Source organism: Enterobacter cancerogenus (assembly GCF_019047785.1).
Classification (GTDB): domain Bacteria; phylum Pseudomonadota; class Gammaproteobacteria; order Enterobacterales; family Enterobacteriaceae; genus Enterobacter; species Enterobacter cancerogenus.
Genome location: NZ_CP077290.1, coordinates 214,180 through 237,653 on the forward strand (window position 1 = coordinate 214,180; position 23,474 = coordinate 237,653).

Annotated in this window: 18 protein-coding genes and 1 pseudogene; 11 read left to right on the forward strand and 8 right to left on the reverse strand. The window is 53.1% G+C overall.

Annotated features, from left to right (window positions below):
- Positions 1 to 14: 14 nt before the first annotated feature.
- Positions 15 to 386 carry a hypothetical protein gene (locus I6L58_RS01025; RefSeq protein WP_088209172.1) on the forward strand — a complete coding sequence of 124 codons (372 nt, stop codon included), beginning with the start codon at positions 15 to 17 and terminating at the stop codon, positions 384 to 386.
- Between the two features lie 212 nt (positions 387 to 598).
- On the opposite strand, the gene I6L58_RS01030 is transcribed toward I6L58_RS01025, so the two are convergent.
- On the reverse strand, positions 599 to 1,657 hold the full coding sequence (locus I6L58_RS01030; RefSeq protein ID WP_088209171.1) for a YncE family protein: 1,059 nt from the start codon (positions 1,655 to 1,657) through the stop codon (positions 599 to 601).
- A 164-nt stretch (positions 1,658 to 1,821) separates the two neighbouring features.
- Between I6L58_RS01030 and fhuE the strand changes: the two are divergent.
- From fhuE to I6L58_RS01065, 7 genes and pseudogenes are all read left to right on the forward strand, one after another.
- A pseudogene (gene fhuE / locus I6L58_RS01035) lies at positions 1,822 to 3,990 on the forward strand (ferric-rhodotorulic acid/ferric-coprogen receptor FhuE).
- A gap of 152 nt (positions 3,991 to 4,142) precedes the next feature.
- Positions 4,143 to 4,316, forward strand: coding sequence for a hypothetical protein (locus I6L58_RS01040; RefSeq protein ID WP_176399443.1), 174 nt, complete (start codon positions 4,143 to 4,145; stop codon positions 4,314 to 4,316).
- Between the two features lie 170 nt (positions 4,317 to 4,486).
- Positions 4,487 to 6,637: a formate dehydrogenase subunit alpha gene (gene fdhF, locus I6L58_RS01045; protein WP_088209170.1), complete on the forward strand. Its 2,151-nt coding sequence runs from the start codon at positions 4,487 to 4,489 to the stop codon at positions 6,635 to 6,637.
- An 863-nt stretch (positions 6,638 to 7,500) separates the two neighbouring features.
- On the forward strand, positions 7,501 to 7,818 hold the full coding sequence (locus tag I6L58_RS01050) for a colicin V family bacteriocin (protein ID WP_006175480.1): 318 nt from the start codon (positions 7,501 to 7,503) through the stop codon (positions 7,816 to 7,818).
- 184 nt (positions 7,819 to 8,002) lie between these two features.
- Complete coding sequence (locus tag I6L58_RS01055; RefSeq protein ID WP_088209169.1) at positions 8,003 to 8,692, forward strand: CPBP family intramembrane glutamic endopeptidase; 690 nt, start codon at positions 8,003 to 8,005, stop codon at positions 8,690 to 8,692.
- 95 nt (positions 8,693 to 8,787) lie between these two features.
- The gene (locus I6L58_RS01060; RefSeq protein ID WP_058608719.1) at positions 8,788 to 10,065 is read left to right on the forward strand and encodes an HlyD family secretion protein; all 1,278 of its coding nucleotides are present in this window, start codon (positions 8,788 to 8,790) and stop codon (positions 10,063 to 10,065) included.
- A complete protein-coding gene (locus tag I6L58_RS01065; RefSeq protein WP_088209168.1) occupies positions 10,055 to 12,172 on the forward strand; it encodes a peptidase domain-containing ABC transporter in 2,118 nt (705 codons plus the stop codon). Before I6L58_RS01060 ends, I6L58_RS01065 begins: the two co-directional genes overlap by 11 nt.
- 52 nt (positions 12,173 to 12,224) lie before the next feature.
- On the opposite strand, the gene I6L58_RS01070 is transcribed toward I6L58_RS01065, so the two are convergent.
- The 4 genes from I6L58_RS01070 to I6L58_RS01085 form a co-directional block, all read right to left on the reverse strand.
- Entirely contained in the window at positions 12,225 to 12,548 is a 324-nt protein-coding gene (locus I6L58_RS01070; protein ID WP_006175475.1) for a colicin V family bacteriocin, read from the reverse strand.
- Positions 12,549 to 13,421: 873 nt separating this feature from the next.
- Positions 13,422 to 13,604: a DUF1869 domain-containing protein gene (locus I6L58_RS01075; RefSeq protein ID WP_003856955.1), complete on the reverse strand. Its 183-nt coding sequence runs from the start codon at positions 13,602 to 13,604 to the stop codon at positions 13,422 to 13,424.
- 3 nt (positions 13,605 to 13,607) lie between these two features.
- Positions 13,608 to 13,961 (reverse strand): DUF1971 domain-containing protein, encoded by a 354-nt coding sequence (locus I6L58_RS01080; protein ID WP_006175470.1) that lies wholly within the window; start codon positions 13,959 to 13,961, stop codon positions 13,608 to 13,610.
- Between the two features lie 27 nt (positions 13,962 to 13,988).
- Entirely contained in the window at positions 13,989 to 14,315 is a 327-nt protein-coding gene (locus I6L58_RS01085) for a DUF1971 domain-containing protein (protein WP_088209167.1), read from the reverse strand.
- 244 nt (positions 14,316 to 14,559) lie between these two features.
- On the opposite strand from I6L58_RS01085, the gene I6L58_RS01090 reads away from it, so the two are divergent.
- On the forward strand, positions 14,560 to 14,733 hold the full coding sequence (locus I6L58_RS01090) for a GhoT/OrtT family toxin (protein WP_003856960.1): 174 nt from the start codon (positions 14,560 to 14,562) through the stop codon (positions 14,731 to 14,733).
- A 32-nt stretch (positions 14,734 to 14,765) separates the two neighbouring features.
- On the opposite strand, the gene I6L58_RS01095 is transcribed toward I6L58_RS01090, so the two are convergent.
- From I6L58_RS01095 to I6L58_RS01105, 3 genes are read right to left on the reverse strand one after another with little or no spacing between them, the layout of a single operon-like run.
- Entirely contained in the window at positions 14,766 to 16,940 is a 2,175-nt protein-coding gene (locus tag I6L58_RS01095) for a virulence factor SrfC family protein (protein WP_088209166.1), read from the reverse strand.
- Positions 16,937 to 19,918 (reverse strand): virulence factor SrfB, encoded by a 2,982-nt coding sequence (locus tag I6L58_RS01100; RefSeq protein WP_088209165.1) that lies wholly within the window; start codon positions 19,916 to 19,918, stop codon positions 16,937 to 16,939. Before I6L58_RS01100 ends, I6L58_RS01095 begins: the two co-directional genes overlap by 4 nt.
- 4 nt (positions 19,919 to 19,922) lie before the next feature.
- Positions 19,923 to 21,263: an SrfA family protein gene (locus I6L58_RS01105; RefSeq protein ID WP_088209164.1), complete on the reverse strand. Its 1,341-nt coding sequence runs from the start codon at positions 21,261 to 21,263 to the stop codon at positions 19,923 to 19,925.
- Positions 21,264 to 21,545: 282 nt separating this feature from the next.
- Here I6L58_RS01105 and I6L58_RS01110 point away from each other — a divergent pair, with 282 nt between their 5' ends.
- Both I6L58_RS01110 and I6L58_RS01115 read left to right on the forward strand, forming a co-directional pair.
- Positions 21,546 to 23,144 (forward strand): ABC transporter substrate-binding protein, encoded by a 1,599-nt coding sequence (locus I6L58_RS01110; RefSeq protein WP_006175459.1) that lies wholly within the window; start codon positions 21,546 to 21,548, stop codon positions 23,142 to 23,144.
- Between the two features lie 96 nt (positions 23,145 to 23,240).
- Complete coding sequence (locus I6L58_RS01115) at positions 23,241 to 23,474, forward strand: YdcY family protein (RefSeq protein WP_042319865.1); 234 nt, start codon at positions 23,241 to 23,243, stop codon at positions 23,472 to 23,474.

The window sequence follows — 23,474 nt, forward strand, 5'->3', positions numbered from 1 at the left end:
CTGGCATTTTTGCCATGTCAGGATGTGCCACCATTGTTGGGGATGATACACAACTGGTGCAGGTCAACAGTAATCCTGCGGGCGCGAATTTTGCTATTAAAGATGATGAAGGCAGAATAGTTGCGCAGGGAAAAACGCCGCAAGGTGTCACCTTGTCCAAATCGGACGGAAGTTACTTTGGTAAAAAGAATTATCAAATAACCTTCGAAAAAGATGGCGTGCAGCCTGTGACGCTGCCTTTGAAAGCCAATGCAAACGGCTGGTATATCGCCGGAAATATTGTTTTTGGCGGGCTGATTGGCTGGCTGGCGGTTGATCCATTTAACGGCGGAATGTATACGCTAAAACCCAAAGAAGTGAACCCTACGCTTGCCGCAGTGAAGTGAATAAGCGTTAAAGCCAGTGCGGGCTGTGGATTATGCCTCTGTAATATATTGTGTAAATCAATATGAACTTATTACAAAGACTCAGCTTATTTTGAACATATAGCGTACTGAGCTGATGTTTAGCGCTGCTTTTTCTGTCGGCCTGACTTTGAATACTGCTACAACGACCACTTTGATAAGTTAGCCATCCCTCACAGGATGGCTGTATTTTTTTAATTTAATGAAATACGAACCACACTATCTGGGCCTTTCGTAGTGTTGTCGTCATTGAAGTCCTGCTTCACTGTTACGTATAACGTTTTACCGTCTGGTGTCACCAGGAGGCTGTTAGGATGGCTGGTGAACGTCCAGCTGTTTTTCACGGCATAGCTGCCAGCGTCAAGCTGCAGCACCTTCTTTGACTCGCGCTGGCTGATGTAAATTTCGTTGCGCGTAGCGTTGAACTTAATCCCCAGCGCATCGCCTTCAAGACGCTTGATAACTTTCCCGCTGCGCTCATCAAATACTAACGTGGTTTTGGCTTTTGAATCATCGGTCACGAACAGGCGGCCGGTAGCCGGATCTTCTGCCATGTTGAGAAACAAATACCCTTTTTTATCTCCCGGCGTCCAGCGCTGTTCGATTTTATACGTGCCCGGGTTAATCACCAGAATTTCACCGCCGCCATTGGCGGCATAAAGGCGATCTGTCAACGGCGAATAGATAATCCCCGTCACCCATTTTCCGGCATTCTCGATTCGGGCTTTTAGCGTCATGGTGCTGGCATCAACCACGGAGATAAAACCAGGGTCGGCAACGCCGCCGATAAACAGTTGTCCCTTGTGGAAGAGGATCTCACGTGCGCCAACCGGGTCGCCATCCTTATCTTTGCCTTCAAACATCAGGCGCTGCAGCACCTTGCCGCTTTGCACGTCCACTTTCGATACACCGCCATCAAGGGTGTTGGTGGTGTAGTAGACCTTGCCATTATCGTCCGCCGCCATGCCGAAGTTTTTCAGGTCGGTGTGGGTTTCACTTTGCGTGGCAAGCGTTGCGGGATCCAGTTTATAGAGCACTCCACCGTTGACGTTTTTAAAGCCCTGCGCGCTCGCGACGTATAACGCGTTTGCCGTTGGAGAGTAAACCATCTCATACAAACCATCAGCGAGTTCGCGCTGCTTGAATGCAGCCGAATCAGGGGAAGTTGCTGACGCGGTTGCGCTCAGGGTTAACGCCGCGGTAAGGACGCTGACGCCCCATGTCTTTCCGTTTAGCCATTGCAATTTGTTCATTTTTTGTTCCTGTCAGACGAGAAAGGCGCTGATTTTTTATAAATATACATTTATTTACATTTCACTTACAAAATAACCTGTGCATAATAAAGCAAATAATTATCATTTCCATTCTTATTTAGATGGATGACTTGCAAAAACGACAACAACTGACAGGTAACATGATGATGCTTAACGGCAGGGCAATTCGCGCGAAAGCGCCCGCAGGATTAATTCATACGCCATTCTCACTTTCACTGCTTGCGCTGGCGATGTCCGCCGTCATGCACCCGGCACAGGCGGATGAGAATACACAAGAACAAGAAATGGTTGTCTACGGCGACGGGGGCGGGAGCGCCGATTCGCAGCAGGATTATGCGGTAAAAACCACGCGCTCAGGCACCAAAATGCTGCTGACGCCGCGCGACGTTCCCCAGTCAGTAAGCGTCGTGACGCGCCAGCGTATGCAGGATCAGGATCTGCAAACCATTGACCAGGTATTAACCAATGCCACCGGCGTTTCGTCGCAGCAGGTTGATAGCGAGCGTTCCAGCTACTTTTCTCGCGGCTTTGAAATCACCAATTTCGCCTACGATGAGATCCCCACATCGATGGGCGACGCGTGGAACTTTGGCGATGCGCAGGAAGATACCGCCATTTATGATCGTATCGAGATTGTGCGCGGCGCGAACGGCCTGATGACCGGCGCTGGCGATCCGGGAGCAACGGTGAACATGGTGCGTAAACGTGCCGACAGTAAAACCTTCAGGGGCAACGTCAGCGCAAGCTACGGAAGCTGGAACAAACAGCGTTATGTGGGCGACATCTCCGCGCCGCTCAATTCCGACGGAAGCCTGCGCGGGCGCGTCGTGGCAGGTTATCAGGATCAGGACAGCTGGCTTGACAGATATGGTAAGCGCAAGAAATTTCTCTATGGCGTAATTGAAGGCGATGTAACGGAACACACAACGGCCTCGCTGGGCTGGGATTATCAGCAAACAAATACCGCCAACCCGACCTGGGGCGGATTACCCAGCCTGTACAGTAACGGCAGACGCACCCATTACGATCGCAACGTGAATACCTCGGCGGACTGGACGGGATACAACGTTGAATCACGTAAAGTTTTTGCTAACCTCACTCACAGCTGGGATAACGGCTGGTCGATTCGTTTCAATGGAACCCACGGCGAGCAAACGTTCAACGACACTCTGCTCTACGTGATGGGCAATCCGGACGCCACCACCGGTGAGGGCGCAACAGGCTGGGGGAGTAAGGATCGCGGCAAGCGTACCCTGGACTCCTTTGATACCTACGCCAGCGGACCTTTTGAACTACTCGGGCGTCAACATCAGCTGATGGCCGGAGCCAGCTATAGCCGGCAGCACAATGCCACCTTCAGCAAAGACGGGCCGATGGACAGCGATCGGATTGGCATCTTCAACAACAGCTGGGACGGCAGCGTGGCCGAGCCGGAGTGGGGCGACTGGTATCAAAATGCGGATGATATCGTGCGGCAAAAATCGGTGTATACGGCGACACGCCTGTCGCTGGCGGATCCATTGTCGCTGATTGTTGGCGCACGTTATACCCAATACAGCTCAGACGGCAGCAGCGGCGATATACGTAAATACAACACCACGCCTTACGGCGGGCTGGTATATGACATCAACGACAGCCTTTCCGCTTACGCCAGCTATACCTCAATTTTTGCCCCGCAAACCAAACGCACGAAAGATGGCGCATGGCTTTCCCCCGTCACCGGCAAAAACTATGAAACGGGCCTGAAGGCCGACTGGATGGACGGTCGACTGACCACCAACGTTGCCGTATTCCGCATCGAACAAGAGAACGCAGGAGAGGCCATAAGCGGAGAATTCGTTAATGGATCCAGCGAACAAGCTTATCGCGCAACCAAAGGCGCAGTGAGCAAAGGGGCGGAATTTGAAGTGAACGGTGCCGTTACCGACAACCTGCAGCTTACCTTCAGTGCGACCCGTTACGTTGCCCGTGATTCAGATGGTCGCTTTAACAGCTTCGCGCCGCAGACGCAGCTGAAGCTGTTCAGCCGCTACCGCGTCCCGGTGCTTCCGGAACTGACCGTAGGCGGCGGGATTAACTAGCAGAATCAGGTGTACAAAGATGTCACCGGTCCGGACGGCGAAACGCAGCGCCTCTACCAGGGCAGCTATCCGCTCGTCGATTTGTTCGCACAGTATCAGCTGACGAAACAGCTGGCGGTGCAGGCGAACGTCCGCAACCTGTTCGACCGTGAATACTACTCCTACCTCGATGACTCTGCCGTCTATGGCGAACCGCGTAGCGTCTCGGTAAGCATGAATTACACATTCTGATGCAATCAGCATATTGTTATCCCGGCCATCACCTGTTCCGAAATGCGCTTCGACTCTACCGCGCCTAAAGCTTCGCCGCGCCACCCTCAACGGGTTGATGCGTTTTGCGCCCACCTCGATGTCATCCTGCCCCTGGGATGGCGTCGCGGTGGATGCGCGCACTTATCTGGCGTTCATTACGCGGGCTGATCCTATTCATCGGATGCGGCCACTGCGTACTGGAAAACACCGTTCGCCACTGCAGGAACATTGTCTCTGACACCCTTGAATGGATTATCGACAAATATGCCGAAATCATCGTCACTATGTGTCAGCGCAACGTTTAAATTACTGAATTATAGATGATATATAATTGGCATATTTCATGCATGACTGTGAAAAGGGGGGAATATTGTCCCCTGAGTTGATGATGAAACCCGAGGTTACGCTGCCTTCAGGTAACGAAACCGCATAATTTTATCATGTCAAAAATTCACTTTTAACAGGTCTGTTACTGATGAAAAAAGTTACTACCGTCTGCCCTTATTGCGGCGCAGGCTGCAAACTTAAGCTGATTGTTGAGAATAACAAAATTATCCGTGCCGAAGCGGCCGATGGCGTGACAAACCAGAATGAACTTTGCCTGAAAGGTTATTACGGCTGGGATTTTCTCAACGATACCAGGCTACTCACACCACGACTGACGCAGCCGATGATTCGTTATGAGAAGAACGGTAAACTTAAGCCCGTAAGCTGGGATGAAGCCATCAACTATACAGCTAATCGACTTAAATCCATCAAAGAGCAGTATGGCCCACGCGCAATTATGACCACGGGATCATCACGTGGAACAGGTAATGAAACTAATTATGTAATGCAGAAGTTCGCACGAGCGGTCCTGAATACCAATAATATTGACTGCTGCGCACGTGTTTGCCACGGACCATCAGTTGCAGGTCTGCAGATGACACTGGGTAACGGTGCAATGAGTAATTCAATCGGCGATATTGAAAATTCAAAATGTCTGCTGGTGTTTGGCTATAACTGTGCCGATTCACATCCAATAGTAGCGCGCCGTGTAATTAAAGCGAAACAAAACGGTGCCCGAATCATCGTTTGCGATCCGCGTCGCATCGAAACCGCTCGTATAGCCGATCAGCATCTGCAATTGAAAAACGGCTGTAATATGGCACTGGTAAATGCTTTTGGTTATGTGCTGCTTGAGGAACATCTTTACGATCAAGCATACGTTGAGAAATACACCGAAGGCCTGGATATTTACCGTGAAGGGGTTCAAGGCTATAAACCGGAGGACGTTGAACACCTCACCGGTGTTCCGGCCGAGTCAGTTCGTCAGGCAATGCGTACTTACGCTGCCGCACCGTCGGCTACCATCATGTGGGGGATGGGCGTGACGCAGTTTGGTCAGGCGGTTGATGTGGTTAAAGGGCTCGCAAGCCTTGCGTTGCTGACGGGGAATCTGGGGCGTGAAGGTGTAGGGGTTGGCCCGGTTCGGGGACAAAATAACGTACAGGGTGCGTGCGATATGGGCGTGCTGCCCAACCAGTTTCCGGGTTATCAGGATGTGGAAAATAAGCAGGTCCGGACTAAGTTTGCCAGAGCCTGGGGCATAAACGTCGATGACATGGACGACAAAGCCGGCGTACGTATCACCGAAGTTCCGCATCAGGCTCTTGAAGGTAAGATTAAAGCCTACTACATCATGGGTGAAGACCCGTTACAGACCGAAGCTGATCTTGGTCTGGTACGTAAAGGTTTTGAAGCACTTGATTTTGTTGTAGTTCAGGACATTTTCATGACCAAGACAGCTGAAGTGGCAGATGTTATTTTACCCGCCACTTCATGGGGTGAACATGGCGGCGTGTTTACCTGTGCCGACCGTGGTTTCCAGCGTTTCGAGAAAGCAATTGATACCCCTTACAATGTCAAACGCGACTGGGAAATTATCAGCTTAATTGCCACAGCGATGGGATACCCGATGCATTACGACAATAACCAGCAAATCTGGGACGAAATGCGCGAACTTTGTCCTCTCTTCTTTGGTGTTACATACGAAAAAATGGGTGAAATGGGTCATGTGCAGTGGCCATGTCCAACACCCGAACATCCGGGTACACCCTATCTTTATAAAGACAACAGATTCGATACCCCAACGGGGAAGGGCCAGCTATTTGCCGCTCCTTGGCGTGCGCCAGCGGAACTCCCGGACGAAGAATACTCGCTGGTGCTTTGTACGGTCCGTGAAGTTGGCCACTACTCATGTCGTTCCATGACGGGTAACTGTGCGGCATTGCAAAGCCTTGCTGATGAACCTGGTTTTGTACAAATCCATCCGGAAGATGCAAACGAGCGGGGTATCAAAGACAAGCAGCTGGTGTGGGTCAGCTCGCGCAGGGGAAAAGTGATAAGCCGTGCAGATGTGAGTGAGCGCATTAATGCAGGGACGGTATATATGACTTACCAGTGGTGGATAGGTGCGTGCAATGAGCTGACGCAGGACAACCTTGACCCGATATCCAAAACGCCGGAAACCAAATATTGCGCGGTCAACGTTAGTCAGATTACCGATCAGTCGTGGGCAGAAAACTATGCACGGACGACTTATAGCACGATGAAGGCGCGTTTACTGCAGGCGGTGGATGCCTGACGGATCTGTTACACAACCCTGTACGTATTTTTATGCAGAGTATTTGTCGGTACGCGTATATGCCTTGAGTCAATGCATACTGGCAATACTCTGCTGAACGGAAATCAAATTGTTACCTGTCTAAATGTGATAATTGATCCAGATGGAGTTACCGGGCTGACGGTGATGTGAGGATGACCTAAAGCGGGCAGGCGCACGACTGTCCGTAGGGCGAGCAGATCGTTATTATAATTGCCCGGATCAATCACAGTCACATCCGTTATAGAATGAGGTAATCAATATTTTCACTCTCTAATCCGTATTGGCGTGAAATCTACTATTGACTGTCTGAGGGGGCAGAATAGTAGTCCGGAGATTACGCGATAATTGATATCGAAATGCGCTAATTAACGTGATCATGATCACGTTTAGGAGTGTTGTTAGTATGATTATGTCAGCATTAGCTGTTAAATAAGACTCATTAGCATTTGCAAAGGTTGCGACAATACAGGTAAATAAAAATGACGATGAACTATTTTTCATAAGGTGATCCTGTGCTGTTTAATGAGTACAACAAGCATGGTTTGTTGTTCTTTTACTTATTCAATCTGAATATTTCTTTGCTAGTGCTGTCCGTTAGAGACAAGGAGTGGTCATGGTTTTTAGAAATAAGCAAAGGAACTGTGATATTGCAGATGCGATTATTTCTGGTATTATTAATTTCGTCATTTTCTATTCTTTTATTTCTCTATATAACATATTTGTCAATAACGAACCTATAATATCAGTTTCGAGAGCACTGGTTTCGGTATTTGCCGTTGTATGCATCTTTTTTTTGAGTAATGGATATTATTCGGTGTTAAATAAAATAAGGAACTACAGAGATGAAAATACTTACAAATAGTCAAATCAATACCGTGTCTGGAGCGGGAGGCGATATCGGCCGCGAAATTGCGCAGGGACTCGGCGCTGGTGCAGGTACGTATGTCGGCGGCACACCGGGGGCCATTGCTGGTGGAATAGCTGCGGGACAGGTGTATGACTGGGCTGCCGCCCATACACCCGATCCGGCGATGTCACCTTCTGGGCTGGGTGGAACAATCAGGCAGAAACCTGCGAATTTGCCCTCCGAAGCATGGAACGCCGCGGCAGGACGAGAGTGCATATGGAGTCCTAATAACCTCAATGATGTTTGTTACTGATCCCTATGATGTCCGTATGATCTGTAACAGTGCCAAAAGGCCGGTTAAGCCGCATGAACAGTTCACAGGACCCCAATCCTCTCTGCTTCCTTAAGAAGCATGTGAGCAGAATCATCAGGGTTATCCTGATGTGTACAGTCAGTGCGGTTTATGAGCATAATTTACACTTTTACTGGTCCAAAATATGAATGTTGACGGATACAACAGTGAAACTATTGAAAGGAGCAAATCTGTTACCGGTTGCTTTGCGATGTTCCTTCTTTTTATGGGTATCACGTTCTTACCCCTGTTTTATGACGGTAGTAAGGCGCTGTTAGACAAGGGATATCTCTATCCCTTGCTCTTTAGCCTGGAATTCATGATTATCTTTCCTCTTTATTACTTCTACTTTCGTAAAAGAGAAGGTTATGGTTGGGGGAGTATCCGGATCGGCATATTCTTCCCGCTCTTTTTGTGTGTCCTGTTTATTCAGTATGTTATACCTTCGCTTATTTTTATAAAACAGGCTGAAAGCTGGTCTGTGTCCCAATTGGCACTGAAAGGTCACGTATTCTGGATGAATGCTGTAATGATGATCCTGATTGTGCCGGTTTATGAAGAAATGATTTTCCGTGGTTGTCTTTTAAGCGTGTTCAGATACTGGTTCGGAAATAATATTTACGCTGCCGGAATTGTGGTCTCTCTTATATTTTCTGCGTGTCATCTGCAGTACCTGGACTGGAGATCGTTTGTGATGCTGTTTCTGGTCTCTGGTGTATTTGTCGTAGGACGAGTCAAATCCGGTGGAATACTGATGCCCGTTTTTCTTCATATGTTGATGAACATGACCGTGATCGGTATGCCCTTTGTCACCGCTTATCTGGGGACCGTCTGATAGCGTGAGCAGTTATGGGCGTTTTCGGCTATGACGCTTTATGTTTGCCGGCGTATGCACCACTTTTTATCTCAATTTTGATCCGGGAAGGAGATATGTTTCGAAAGGAAGCTCTGGAAAGCAGGAAAAAGACGTGGTACGGGAATGCGGTTTTACTACCGGGTGTTCCCGTCTGGCTGGTCATGGCAATGTCGGCGTTTTTCCTGACCTGTCTCATGACCTTCATCATTTCAGGTTCTTACACCCGGCGTATTAACGTTCAGGGGGAAATAAGCACCTGGCCGAGGCCGGTAAATGTCTATTCTGGTATGCAGGGCTTTGTCGTCAAACAATTCATCAAAGAGGGGGACAGCATAAGGAAAGGGGAAGCTGTCTATCAGATTGATGTCAGTAAAAGTACCCGCAGCGGGGTGGTCAGTGATACGCAACGTCAGGATATTGATAACCAGTTGGCCCGTATCGGGAATATGATCGCTGGCATCAGGAAAAGTAAGGAAACAACGCTACGGACGCTTGAAAAACAGAAGTTGCAGTACAGCGAGGCTTTCAGGCGTTCTGCCGCTATTGTCCGTCGGGCGGAAGAAGGGATAAACATGATGAAGCAAAATATGGAGAACTACCGCCAGTATCAGAAACAGGGACTTATAACTAAAGATCAGTTAACCAGCCAGGTGGCACTGTATTATCAACAACAGAATAGCCTGTTGAATCTGAGCACACAGAATGCGCAGAACATCCTGCAGATAACCAGTCTGGACAGTCAGATCCAAACGCAGGCAGCTGAATTTGATAACCGCATTTACCAGATGGAACTGCAGCGTTACGAGTTACAGAAAGAACGTGTCACTACGGATGCCGGAGGCGATGTCATAGTTCGTGCATTGTCGGACGGAAAAATTGATTCGCTTAGTGTTACGCCGGGACAGATGGTCAGTGCAGGAGACAGCCTTCTGCAAATCGTTCCGCAGAACGTAAAAAGCCATGACCTGGTTTTGTGGGTACCGAATGATGCTCTGCCCTATATTTCTGTGGGTGACAGCGTGAATGTGCGCTACGAAGCTTTCCCGGCGGAAAAATTCGGACAGTTTGCGGCGAAAGTGATGCTGGTTTCCCGAACACCAGCGTCTTCCCAGGAAATGCAGACCTATGCGGGAGCGCCTCGGAACACTGCGGGAGGATCAATTCCTTACTATAAAGTGGTCGTCAGGCCGGAACGTCAGTCAATCGCTTACATGGGTAGAGATCTGCCGCTGGAAAACGGTATGAAGGCACAGAGCACATTATTTCTCGAGAAACGACGGATTTATCAGTGGATGCTGTCACCTTTCTACGACATGAAGCACAGCGTTACAGGGCCAGTGAATGACAACTAAACGCGTCCTTGCTGACCTGGGGAATAAACTTGATCTCAAACTTCGCAGACGCGTGCCAGTCGTGCATCAGACGGAATCGTCAGAATGTGGACTGGCCTGTCTGGCGATGGTTTGTGGCCATTATGGCCGAAACGTTGACCTGATTGCCCTGCGTCGGCAGTTTAACCTGTCTGCCCGGGGAGCCACGCTTGCGGGCGTCATGGAGACGGGAACTCATCTTGGAATGGAGACGCGGGCTTTATCACTTGATCTCTGTGAACTCAGCGACCTCAGGCTACCCTGTATTCTTCACTGGAATTTTAATCACTTCGTGGTGCTGGTAAGCATCAGTAAGAAGGGGTTCGTGCTCCATGATCCGGCCCGGGGCCGGAGAATAGCAGATCCCAATGAAATGTCTCAGTGCTTCACCGGTGTTGCGCTGGAGGTATGGCCCGGCAGTACTTTTGTTCAGGAGACCGTCCAGAACCGGATCAGCATGCGGGCGTTACTACGCGGTGTTCATGGCATACGCGGCGCGCTGACCAAAATCTTCTGCTTTTCACTTTTCATTGAAACAATCACCCTGATGATGCCTGTGGGCACCCAACTGGTGATGGATCACGCCATTCCCGCAGGCGATCAGGGGTTGCTTACGCTCATCTGCGCAGGCCTGATGTTTTTCATCCTGTTACGGGCCACGGTCAGTATGATACGAGCCTGGTCAACAATCGTTATGGAAACGCTGATAAACGTGCAATGGCAGTCAGGGCTTTTCCGCCATCTGCTCCAGCTGCCACTGGCATATTTTGAACGACGAAAACTGGGTGATATTCAGTCCCGCTTCGGTTCGCTGGATACGCTGCGTACGACATTTACGACCAGCGTGGTGGGGGCCATCATGGACAGTATTATGGTTGTCTGTGTGCTGGTCATGCTCGTACTTTATGGAGGATGGCTGACTGCCGTGGTACTGAGCTTTACCGCATTATATGTGATGATCCGTTTACTTACCTACAGCCATTACCGCCAGTTATCCGAAGATGCATTGGTCAGGGGGGCCAGGGCCAGTTCCTATTTTATGGAGACCCTGTACGGCATCGCGACCATTAAAATGCAAGGAATGGGACAGCGTCGAAGCCGTCACTGGCTCAATCTTAAGATTGATGCCATCAATACCGGCATCAGGCTCACCAGGATGGACATGTTATTTGGTGGGATAAACACCTTTGTAACTGCCTGTGACCAGGTTGTGATCCTGTGGCTGGGCACCAGTCTCGTGATTGATAACCAGATGACCATCGGCATGTTTGTCGCGTTCGGGGTTTTCCGCAGCCAGTTTTCAGCGCGGGTGGGTTCGCTGACAAACTATTTGCTTCAGCTGCGCATGATGAGTCTGCATAACGAAAGGATTTCGGATATTGCCCTCAATGAGCGGGAAGAGATTAAGCCGGACTCAGGACTGAAAGCCGCGATGGAGCCAGCGGGGCTGGAGACCCGGGGCCTTAGCTACCGATATGACAGCCAGTCTCCTCCTGTTTTCGTCGACCTCAGTCTCTGCATCAGACCCGGAGAAAGCGTGGCCATCACGGGCCCCTCCGGATCGGGAAAAACGACACTGCTGAAGGTGCTTTGCGGACTGTTTGAGCCCGACTCCGGTCAGGTATTAATGGACGGAACCGATATCCGACAATTGGGCATCAATAATTATCATAAAATGATTGCCTGCGTGATGCAGGATGACCGTCTTTTCTCAGGCTCGGTGCGTGAAAACATCTGTGGCTTCGCTGAAACCACCGATGATGACTGGATGATGGAATGCGCCAGAGTCAGTTATATTCATGACGTGATCATGGCCATGCCCATGGGGTACGAAACGCTTATAGGTGAACTGGGGGAAGGGCTGTCAGGTGGGCAAAAACAGCGGCTGTTTATCGCCCGGGCGCTTTATCGCCGTCCCGGAATATTATTCATGGATGAGGCCACCAGCGCACTGGATACCGACAGTGAAATCGCAGTTAATCAGGCAATTAAACGACTGAATATTACACGGATTATTATTGCGCACAGGGAAACGACGCTGCAGTCAGCTGATAGAAGAATCATTATTGGGACAGCGGCTGTGCCGTAGCCCAGCCTGGAATTGCCCGTCACAGTTTCCTGTACGGGCAGGTTATTAACTGTCAGGAACAATCTTTACCGCCAGAAAGGAAACATTTTGCAAAGTCCGCTGCGCCAGCGGCATTCGTGACAGTATCAGGATCGTGCGGATTAAATGGGGTACCTCCCAGCGTTCCCCCCAGTCCTGACGGCGACAGAGACGGATCGGGAGTATGCGTTGACGCCCAGTCATACGTCTGCCCTGCGGCGATCCCCCCGACAATCGCACCTGGTGTGCCGCCGACATATGTACCTGCGCCTGCACCAAGGCCCTGGGCAATTTCCCGACCGACGTCACCGCCTGCACCGGCTACCGTATTGATTTGATTAGTGGTCAATTCTTTCATTTCTGTATCTCCTTATTTTATACATCACCATAGAAAAGCCATTACAAACAAAAAAATGCATACAACCGCAAAATGACCTGTGGGGTTTATAGGACCCGTGATCCTACGCAGTGCTTAACGATTATCTGAATACATCAGGATGCCGTCCTTCATCGCGATTCGGGTGAAGATGGACACTGACAATAATGCAGGCAGCGACATTTGAAGGAGGCGGGGGATAATCTTCAGGCATGCACCAGATACAGGGTGACAATGCATGCCAGCCACTTCCTCACGATACATCGAAATGATAATGAGTATTATTTAACTATCTGTGCCAGCAAATGCCTACAGGGAACACGTTTAAATGTGATCGGGATCACCAACAGGCCGTGTGTCGGGGAAAAGACCCGTCATTCCCGGGTAAGGTGGTGAAGGTAAACAGGTTGCCTGTGTTCAGCCAGTCGGGTGCCTGAATACTGCTGCCAGGCACCCGACTGGCCATTTTGCTGAAATGGCTTTTTTCGAGCGAAGCCCTCTGGTAACCCGGTAGCCGATTCAGACCTCTCACAACACGCCTGGTCGCCAAAAATAAATAATCTAAAACCCAAAAAGCGTAGCGCTCTGTATCGCGGGTGGATAGGAAACATCAGGCTGACTTTGATGTTCACGGGTGCGCTATACATAGGAGAACGTCAACAAAGAACGTGATTATAAAAAGAGAGTTTTGCTGAAAGGGGGGAACTAAAGGGGGACATCAATCCAGCAGACAGGAAGATTGACTAATTAGCATTGAGTTGATGGAGAGTGATCCCCGACAGTCGCTAAACGACTGTCGGATGGCAGTATGTCGCTCATCGTCAGATACGACACCGCCACTGATGATCACGTAATTTACCAGCCGCACACCTCGTGCTCATTCTCGGTATCGTAAGCACGCACGGTATTCACCAGATCTTTTACCACGTCGGCGGCGACATCCGGTATCAGCAGCTCCATAGGAGCTTCCGTTTCATAATCGACCGATACACCGTTGCTGTTATTCGTGACCGTAACGGTATAGGTTGCCTTGCCCATGATTTACTCCTTATGCGTGTTAACCACTTTTCCAATACCTGCACCGCTGAGCGTGACGTCAGGATCGGCGAAAAAGTCGATATTAAAATAGGTATCGTCGGTCAACAGCTCAATGCGGTGCCATTTCTGCGGCGGGGAGATACCAAACGATCCCGCTTCAATGACCAGCTCCAGGTCCGGCTCGGTAGCGTCGCCGTCGGCAAAACCGAAGTAACGCACTGCACCCTGCATCACGGATAAACGGCCATAAACGCCAGCTTTGGTGTTGTGATGGGTAAAGAGGGCTTTCGGTGCCGTCTCTTTCGTCCAGAACGGTGTGGAGCGGGTATGAACAAAATTCTCAGGAATACGTAGCATAGAGTTTTCCTTCTTGATGTCAGGCGCTTAAAGCGACTTCAGTACGTCAGGCTCGACAAAAAAGTCGATGTTAAACAGCGTGTCGTCGGTCATCACTTCAATGTGGTGCCATCTCTCCGGCGGAAAAACGCCGAAATGGCCTGCTTCAATGATCAGTTCACTGTCAGGCTCAGGCGTGACTTCATCAGCATAGCCTAAGTAACGTACTGCACCCTGTGAAACGGACAGGCGAGGGTAAACGCCCGGACGTGTGCCCTTACCCAGATGACGGATGAAAATCCCGGCGGGAGCCGTCTCTTTGTTCCAGAAAGGGGTGGAGCGGGTATGAATACAACTTTGCGGAATGCGTAGCATGTTTCCTCCCATAAAAGCCTGTCTCCATTAGACTGCTTTTCGCGAAGGCAAATTTATCATAATGTGCATTTATAATGCATGTTACTAATAAAGAGGATCCCTTGTGCTCCGGGTTTGTTACGAAGTGTACTCAGTTGTTATTACCCTTATTCTTAAAAGGGTTATGATGTAACGAAAAAACTTGATCTGTGTCAACGTATGACGCATATTGCGTGCGGTTATTTTTTCGGCTCAGGTAAACAGAATGACGTTGTATCAAAAGATGTTGGTTTTCTACGCAATCATGGCGTCAATCTGCGCGTTAATCACCTGGTTCCTCTCCAAAGATCGCAAGCGCATTCGTCTGCTGAGCGCGTTTCTTGTCGGTTCGACCTGGCCGATGAGCTTCCCGGTCGCACTGCTGATCTCGCTTTTCTGAAAGCAGCCCGCACTGCTGCGGGCCGTGAAAGGTTAGCCTAACAGCCTCTGCAACGCCTTTCTTGCACAGGGTTGAACGTCTTGCGGATGATGATACTCGATGTTCTCAATCGCCCGGCTGTAGAGGGCAACCAGCCAGTCGTACACATAGACCGTTGCAGCATGCACGGGCTGCTCGCCCAGACGCGTGAGCCTTGGCGTGTCGCTGTTGACCACCGGTGTCACGAAGATCGCCTGGCCTTTACGCAGGCGGCTGGCCGGACGTTCGGCGACAGGCGTCTTTTCATACCCCAGCCAGCCCACGAAATTCCCCATTACGGCATGAAGCTGCGCTGCGCTGCTTTTATCCCCGTCGACAATATTCTGCACTTGCGCAGGCAGATCCAGCCGATAGCTGGCGACGACCAGAACGTCCGCCACCTGTTGCAGAACCGCAGGCTCCAGGCCCAGACGGGCAGCGGCGGCCTCATTGCGGCTCCACTGGCGCAGGTGGTTGATCCAGACTTTATGCGCCAGACGCGCCTTGTCTTTGGTCTGGAACGTTCCGGTGCTTTCCTGGGTATTATCCGCGAAGAGATCGATCGTATCGGTAAACAAGCCGTTGACCTGTTCTTCACGCGGCTGCTGAACGGCCAGCAGCGTCTCAAACGCGCTTAACGGAGGAAGTAAACCCTCCAGCAGTTCACCATGGCGGGCGGCACTGCCCTGCAGGGTGCGGACCATATTTTCGGCCTGCGCGCGTCTGGCCTCGGGTGTTTGCGTCAACGGCGCAAGCCAGGGCTGCATCAGCGCCGCCAGCGCGTGCTGTAGCGATGAGTGTAATGCGCGCAGGCGTTTCTGACGTTGAGCAGGCAGGGTGGCTTGCGACAGCCACTCCACCACGCGCTGCATGCTGTGGCTATCCAGCGCCTGCAAGGTTCCCCAGCGCAAACCCGGTTGACCCAGCAGCTGTTGCACCGCCTCGTCGAGATTGTGTTTGGTGGTAAACCGCGCGTCGTGCGGCGTAATGGCCCACACCAGCCCCGGCAGGGCCGACGCGTCGGCTGACTGGGTTTCTTGCACCCAGTTCAGCAGCACGTTGGCCGTATGGGCCGTCTGATCGTGTCGGGCCGTCGCGTTGCAGACAACCAGGACATCAGGCTGCAGCTGCTGGCGATAGTGATCGAGCAACCACTGGCGCTTGGCCTGCGTCAGCAGCGGTGTCTCATCCGTGGTGAACGCCGGAATATCAATCAGATCGACATCGTCCAGCACGCCGTGCTCAACGGGCAGGACCAGCTCGCGGGTCAAAAACGCCAGCACGTCGACGGGAATGCTGATGGCGTTAAGCATGTCGCCGTGGCTGAGCGGGTGTAGCAACGCTTCCTGCGCGTCGGGTGAGGTCAGGGCGGTGTGGGTGAGAAACCCTTCGCACGGCAGACCGAAGTTATCCACCAGCAGGCTCAGCGGGGCAGCAAGCTCGCGCGCATGGCTGGTTTGATGCAGCATATGCGCAAACCTCAGCCACTGCTGGGTTAACTCCTGCTGTTCGCCCCACAGCAGCGACCAGACGCTGGCGCGGGTGCTGAGATCGAGGGAAGGCACAAGCGTGGCAATCTGATGCCAGAGCGCGTCATCAATCTGTTGTTTCGCGCGCGGTACCGCGTTCTGCCAGAAGCGGGCGATAGCTCCCACTTCATGCGCGCTCATTCCCGGCACGCCCTGCGGCTGGCGAAGCGCGCGCCATTTTTCAAGCCGGGCTTCGATAACCGATTTCTCCACCGGGCGGATCTGCGGATGAAGGAGAGTGCGTGCGATAAACAGCTGTACCAGTTCCGCTTCCGTGACCAGGCTCAGACGCAGCGGGAAGGCGTCATCCGCAATGTCAGGGTGCTTTTTCGTAAAGCGAACGGCCATGTTGGTCAGGCCGTGGCCCGGGTTAATATGCGAAAAATAGTCGAACGTGCGCTGCCCAAGGGACACGTTCATTCGGCCGCTACCGCTGCCGCACAGCGAGGTGAGCAGGTGCGCTTTCGCCGCCTGCGAATGACCGTACAGGCCAATGCTGCTCTGGCTTGCCAGCGCGCGGTCAATCGCCTGTTCACGCGCCTGGGCTGCATTCAGTCGCGCCAGCAGCGCATCCGCATCGTTATCCAGCATCGGGGCATGCTGGCGCGTCTCGTTAATCCACCCGATCAGGGCCTGAGTGGTGGTCGTCATCGCAGTCATTTCAGGTATACGCTCCCGCTGTCGATCCAGTAATGGCTACCGCTATGACGGCGATCGGCCAGGGTATTCAGTTTAAACGTTAAGGCATCTGGCGGAACGGGCGTGCCGTCCTGCAGCCACGCGTCGCTCAGCTCGAACGATTCCGGGCCTTCATGCTTGCCGCCGCCGCGCAGTTTGAGGCGCACGTTCAGCACGCCGTCGCCGGCAATGGCTTTTGCCAGTTCGGCAGAGTTGATGCTCAGGGTGTACAGCGGCGTAGCCGGCCAGCGGGCGTTTGCCAGCTGACGGAAGCCCAGGGTGACGTTTCCGCGCAGCGGGAAGTGAAGCCGTGCGTCGAGTCTGGCACCCGGCTTATCAAGATCGACCTCCTGATACCAGACGTTCTCGTCGCGCAGTGTATTCACCGTGTTGTCCAGTACGCCCAGATAACGCACGGTGGAGTACGCACCGATGTCAGCCGCTTTGAAGTTAAAGCGCGGCAGGCGAAGATCAAGCGCCAGGCTGCACAGCATCGCCCCCACCGCAGCGGTTGATTTCGGATTGCCAATGCGCCCCTGCTGGCTGAAGGGATACCACTCGTGAACCTGGTACTTATCCAGCCAGACGATGCGGTTTACCGGCACCGGCTGCAGGTGGCGGATTAAGGCCTGGACACCGGGCAGACAACCCGGACGGCCAGTGATCAGCAAAATGTCACAGCTGTAATGCGAGATCGCTTCACACACCGCATGAAGCGGTGCCGCCAGCGTGAACTGGCCCGCCAGCATCGCGTCCTGCATTTCCCGGAAATTGACGTGCAGCGGAACCGCGAACAGGTCGAACGCGTCGGACCCTGCTGGCAGGGCGTGGTCGATGGCCTGTTGCAGATAGTTCATCACGTTGCGCGTAGGCTTCTGTGGGAGCAAATCGCCAAAAGTGGCGTGCAGCCCGGCCAGCGGATCGTCGATATCGCTCGATTCCCACGCCGCCAGAATCGCGTGCCCCAAAGGCATAAAGAGCTGAAGGGCGGTTTGCTGGCGCAGCACGGCCTGGGTATCAATACGGCCTGAATCCCCGAACAGCGAAGCCATCAGCAGGGACGCGTCCGCCATTCCGGATTTTTGCAGCTGGGTTTGCAGTGCGGGAAGGACATAGCGCTGGATAACGTCCAGCAGGGTGTCATCCCCTGCGACCTTGAACCCTTCACGGAACAGCAGCTGCGGGGTAATTTTAACGTTGTTACCCGAGCCGTCGTCGAGCTGATAGTGGGTAATGGCCATATCGGTCGTGCCGCCGCCAATGTCGATAGAGGCGACGCGCAGCGCCCGACCAGGCTCAACGCCAGGCTGCGGTTCACGATCGGGACGAGCAAGCGAAGCGAAAAAGGCTTCGGTCTGTCCGCCAAAATGAGATATCGCTTCGTTGTACAGCCACACCAGCTGGCCACAGCTCGCCTCATCCCACTCCATCTGGATTTCAGGAACCGGCACAACGCTTTTTTCCTGCTGTTTACGGCTGGCAAAATCGTCGTCCTGCGGGTGCCATCCCATCGCTTTCCAGACGATGGCGATCGCTTCAAACATGCGACGGCGGAAGATCTCACGCTCCTGTTTCGGCATGGCCGACGGCAGGGTGAGGATCAGGGTGCGCAGCTGGCGCGGCGAAGCCGGGAAGCCAAGGCGCAGGCGGGTGGCGACGCTGTTAATCTGTCCCAGCGCCTGCGCCAGCAGTTCACACAGCATATGCGTCATCAGGGTGCTGCGGCTGTACTGCGGCGAGAAAACCGGCAGCCGTTCATCCTGCGGCAGCGTAAAGAGCGGTTCGCCGTCGTCGTTCATCAGGTTCATCAGCGGGAACGCCGTCGCCAGGGGTTCCCGCTGCGTTTTGCTGTTCATCTGGCTAAAGCGCCAGTCCTGCACAACCGGGGTTTCATCCCACAGGTAGCGGCGCGGGCTGGAAATACCGCTGTTGCCCTCGGTGCCCAGACGCTGCATCGCCAGCTTGCGGGCCTCGTCGCCCACGCGAACGATAGAGGGCCAGACAAAGGCATCCTCGCGGCCACTTTCCACCGAGAAGTGCTGTTTGCCAAAGCGGGCCTCTGAAAACTCCAGGCGGCTGGTGAACAGCGGATCGTTAAGGAACTGCGGTTCGCTCAGGGAACGCACCTGCAGCTCGGCGGTCTGACGCAGGCCGTCATTGGCATCGCCATGATCTTCGATAATAACGCCACAGGTATGGGTGTTTCCCACGTCGAGGATCAGGTCGACGGGGATCGCCGGGGTGCTGAGCGTATGGGTGACAAATTTCACCTCGGGCACGGTAAGCTGCTCGCCGAGCAACGTCAGCAGGTTCAGCCAGTGCGCCTGGTATTCAAAGCTGCGCATGGCCTGATGCAGATCGCGCTCGGCGCGGTTTTCAACTACCGTCGCGTACTGGCTAAAGGCTTCGCGCAGCCAGCCGTCGATCCAGGTCTGGTCGAGGAAGCTTTCGACTTCGCTATCACGCCAGGCAAGCGCAAACCGTGTGCCGTTCAGAATATCGTTTTCAACGGGGGAGAGTGCGGCGGTGGCATGCTCCGCAATCTGGCTGTCGAGCGCCAGGGTGACGCGGTGCGTATTGCCTGCCGAATCCGGTGCAGTTAGCTTGCGGATCTGCACGCGTGCCCAGTTATCAGGCCCCTCTACAAAGGTGCGCGGCGGGTTAAAGCGCAGAAACGGCAGAGGAAGCCAGACGCCGTCCAGCACAGCAAGGGACTGGTGCAGCGTAATGGTGCTCTCGGGCTTCAGGACTTCTGGCTGGCCGCCGCCCGTCGCCGGGAGCGTGTAGCGGCCATTGACCAGATCGTAATCAAGACGCAGCAGAGGGCCGTTGGCGGTTTTGCGGACAAACCGCCCGGTGCTGGCGGTGTCCTGGGGCGTCAGACCAAAATCCAGAAATTGCACGCCGCTGTTAGCAATAAGCGTGACGCTCTGTTTGTAGTCGCAAAGATTTACCAGCATAGGATCAGGCACCTGCTTTTTTGAACGTCAAAGGAACAACGGTTTTGGCATCATATCGGGCGCTGCATTCCGCCACGTCGCTGGTGCCGGATTTACAGGAGACTTCCGGCATCGGATAACGCGAGCCATCCGTGCAGCGGGCGTTGCCGCGGCTTTTGATCATCAGTTCACCGTTGCTGTGCAAGCCGGAGAAGATCTCCGCGCGACAGACAATATTGTCCCCGTGAACGACGCGGGCAGTACCTTTGTTGTTCTGGATCTGATAGCGCAGCGAGGGCGGCTTGCCGGTGATCGGATCTTTTACGTCCAGAATCACGCGCCAGGTACCGTTCAGGAAGCGGGTCGAACCGGCTTTCACCTGATCGGCCTCCATGACCATGGCATCTTTCGGGATCGCAGCAATCACTACAGGCTCCGGCTCAGGCGCTTTCACCTGTGGTGCCACGACGACGGCCTGGTGCAGCGGCAAATTCATCGTCAGCGGTTCGACCGTTTTCACCGGAGCAGGCGCGATAACGACCGCAGCAGGCGCTGCTACAGGAGCAGGTTCGGCTGAAGGTGCCTGTTCAGGCCACAGCAGCGGAGTGGCGATGGCGGCAACAATCACGGCGGCAACGGGCAGCGACCACAGCGGGACGCGGCGTTTTTTTACCACGATTTTGGCCGGAGGTTCGCCAGCGGGTTCCGTCACCTTGTGGGCGGGCGCTGGCTCATAGAGCGCCTCTTCCGTAATGCGTACGCCGGGAGCGGGCGGGGCGGGAGTCATCAGCGGCTCGTCGGCCTGGGCGAACGTGACAGGTGGGGCTTCGGGTTCCGGTTCTGGCTCGGGTTCTTCGATGACCACCGGGTCCGGTTCAGGGATCAGCGCGTCGCGCAGGCAGCTCAGTACATCATCGCGGGCGTTTTCGTTAAGATTTACGAAGCCCCAGAAGCAGATCACCGGTTTGCCATCCACCAAATACAGAAAGTTTTCGCCAGGGAACTGGAACGCTTTGGAAAGCAGGGAGCCAAACAGCTGCTGGGCGGTTTTCGGCGACTGGATACACTTTTTGCTCAGCGACTCCACGCTCGCCAGCGTACTTTCGAGGTAGCGCAGGGCGCGAAACCGGTCGTCTTCTCCGGCGGCTTTCCAGCTTGTCACCGCTCCCTCAATGGGGGCGTACCAGTCAACGCGATCGCCGCCGTCGTTGACCTGCGGGATAGCCAGACAATCAACTATCGACTGTTGCTTGCGCAAGCGGAGTGCTTCCCGGATTTGCAGCGCTGATTCAAATACGGCCTGTCCGCCGCCGCCAACGGCCTGAAAATCATCCAGATTACCGCTGCGTAAAAGTGTTTTTGCCACGATGTGTTCCCATAGACTTCTTTACACCGTTACTTTAACGAAAAGGTAAAACAAGCAAACGGCAGAGGAGACGCCAAAAGCGCCGATTTCTTGCGGCATTGTTCGTAACGGTTGTGCTTGACGAAGAAGGGAACTTAAGGCAAATCACACTCTCTGCGCTGGTTGGAAAATCAGCGAAAAACACTGCTTTAGAATAACCTGATAGTGTTTCGTTATTTGCCAGGTGATATCGGCTGTGCTGTTATTACTGTCCACAATAATAAAACCGAAAGGGTTATAACCATGTCTACAGGGAAAACGCTGCTCGCCCTCGCGCTGAGCACTCTTTTACCGGCAAGCGCCGCATGGGCGGCAAATAACGATACGCTTATTTACTGCTCTGAAGCCTCGCCAGAGTCGTTTAACCCGCAGATCGCCAGCTCCGGCCCGACGTTTGTCGCCAGCTCTCAGGTACTTTACAACCGCCTGATTAACTTTGATCCGGTGAAAAATACGCCGGTGCCATCCCTGGCGGAGTCATGGACCATTTCTCCTGACGGCAAAACCTATACCTTTACGCTGCGTAAAGGGGTTAAGTTCAACAGCAACAAATACTTCAAACCTACCCGCGATTTTAACGCCGATGACGTTATTTTCTCCGTCATGCGTCAGAAAGACCCTAAGCATCCGTATCACAATGTCTCTCAGGGGAATTACGAATACTTTAACGACGTGGGCCTTGATAAGCTGATTCAGGACGTGAAAAAGATCGATGATTATCACGTACAGTTTACGCTCAGTGAGCCAAACGCGGCGTTCCTCGCGGACTGGGGAATGGACTTTGCTTCCATTCTGTCAGCAGAGTATGCGGACGTGATGCTCAAAAAAGGAACGCCAGAGAACGTCGATACCTGGCCAATCGGTACCGGCCCGTATGTTCTCCAGCAGTACAAAGTGGATTCGCTGATCCGCTACGTGGCGAACCCCAACTACTGGGATGGCGCGGTTCCCACGAAGCACCTGATCTTCTCCATCACGCCTAACGTGGAAACCCGTCTGGCGAAACTGCAAACCAATGAATGCCAGGTGATCCCTGCGCCGTCGCCGGTGCAGTTTGATGTCATCAAGAAAAACAAAGATCTGACGCTGCACTCGGTGGATGCGTTGAACGTGGGCTATCTGGCGTTTAACACCGAGAAAAAACCTTTTGATAACGTGCTGGTACGCCAGGCCCTGAACTACGCGACGGATAAAAAAGCCATCGTGAATGCGGTCTTTATGGGGTCCGGTACGGTGGCAAAATCGCCGATCCCGCCGAATATGATGGGCTTTAATCACGACCTGAAAGATTACGCCTACGATCCTGAAAAAGCCAAAGCGCTGCTGAAGCAGGCCGGGCTTGAGAAGGGCGCGGAAGTGACGCTGTGGTCCATGCCGGTTCAACGGCCTTATAACCCGAATTCGCGTCGCATCGCAGAGATGATCCAGAGCGACTGGGCGAAAGTTGGCGTGAAGGCCAAAATCGTCTCCTACGAGTGGGGCGAGTATCTCTCCGGCATGCGCAAAGGCGAGCACGACTCGGCGCTGTTTGGCTGGATGTCGGACAACGGCGATCCGGATAACTTCGCGGACGTTCTGCTGGGCTGCAACAGCATCAAAACCGGATCCAACGCCGCGCGCTGGTGTGATAAGGGGTATGATGGGCTGGTGCAAAAAGCAAAATTAACCAGTGACCCAACCGAGCGTGCGAAACTCTACGGCCAGGCGCAGGAGATTTTCTACCAGCAGGCTCCGTGGATTGCCCTTGCAAACGGCAAGACGTTCTATGCCACCCGCAGCAACGTCACCGGGTATAGCGTCAGCCTGATGGGCAGCGATTTCTCGAAGGCGAGATTGAATTAACCATTTTGCCCGGTGGCGCTGCGCTTACCGGGCCTACAAGTCTTGGGTAGGCTGGGTGAGGCGTAGCCGCCACCCGGCAAATTATAAGGAGTGACAGTGTCACATTTAAATGAAGTGATTGCCCGCGTCGACGCCGCTCTACAGGAGAGCGTAATCGCCCACATGAATGAACTCTTGATCGAACTGAGCGACGACACTGAGCTTAGCCGGGAAGATCGTTACACCCAGCAGCAGCGGTTACGTACCGCAATTGCCCATCACGGCAAGCAGCACAAAGAAGAGATGGACGCTCGCCTCGAACAGCTGACGAAGGGCGGCACAATCCTTTAA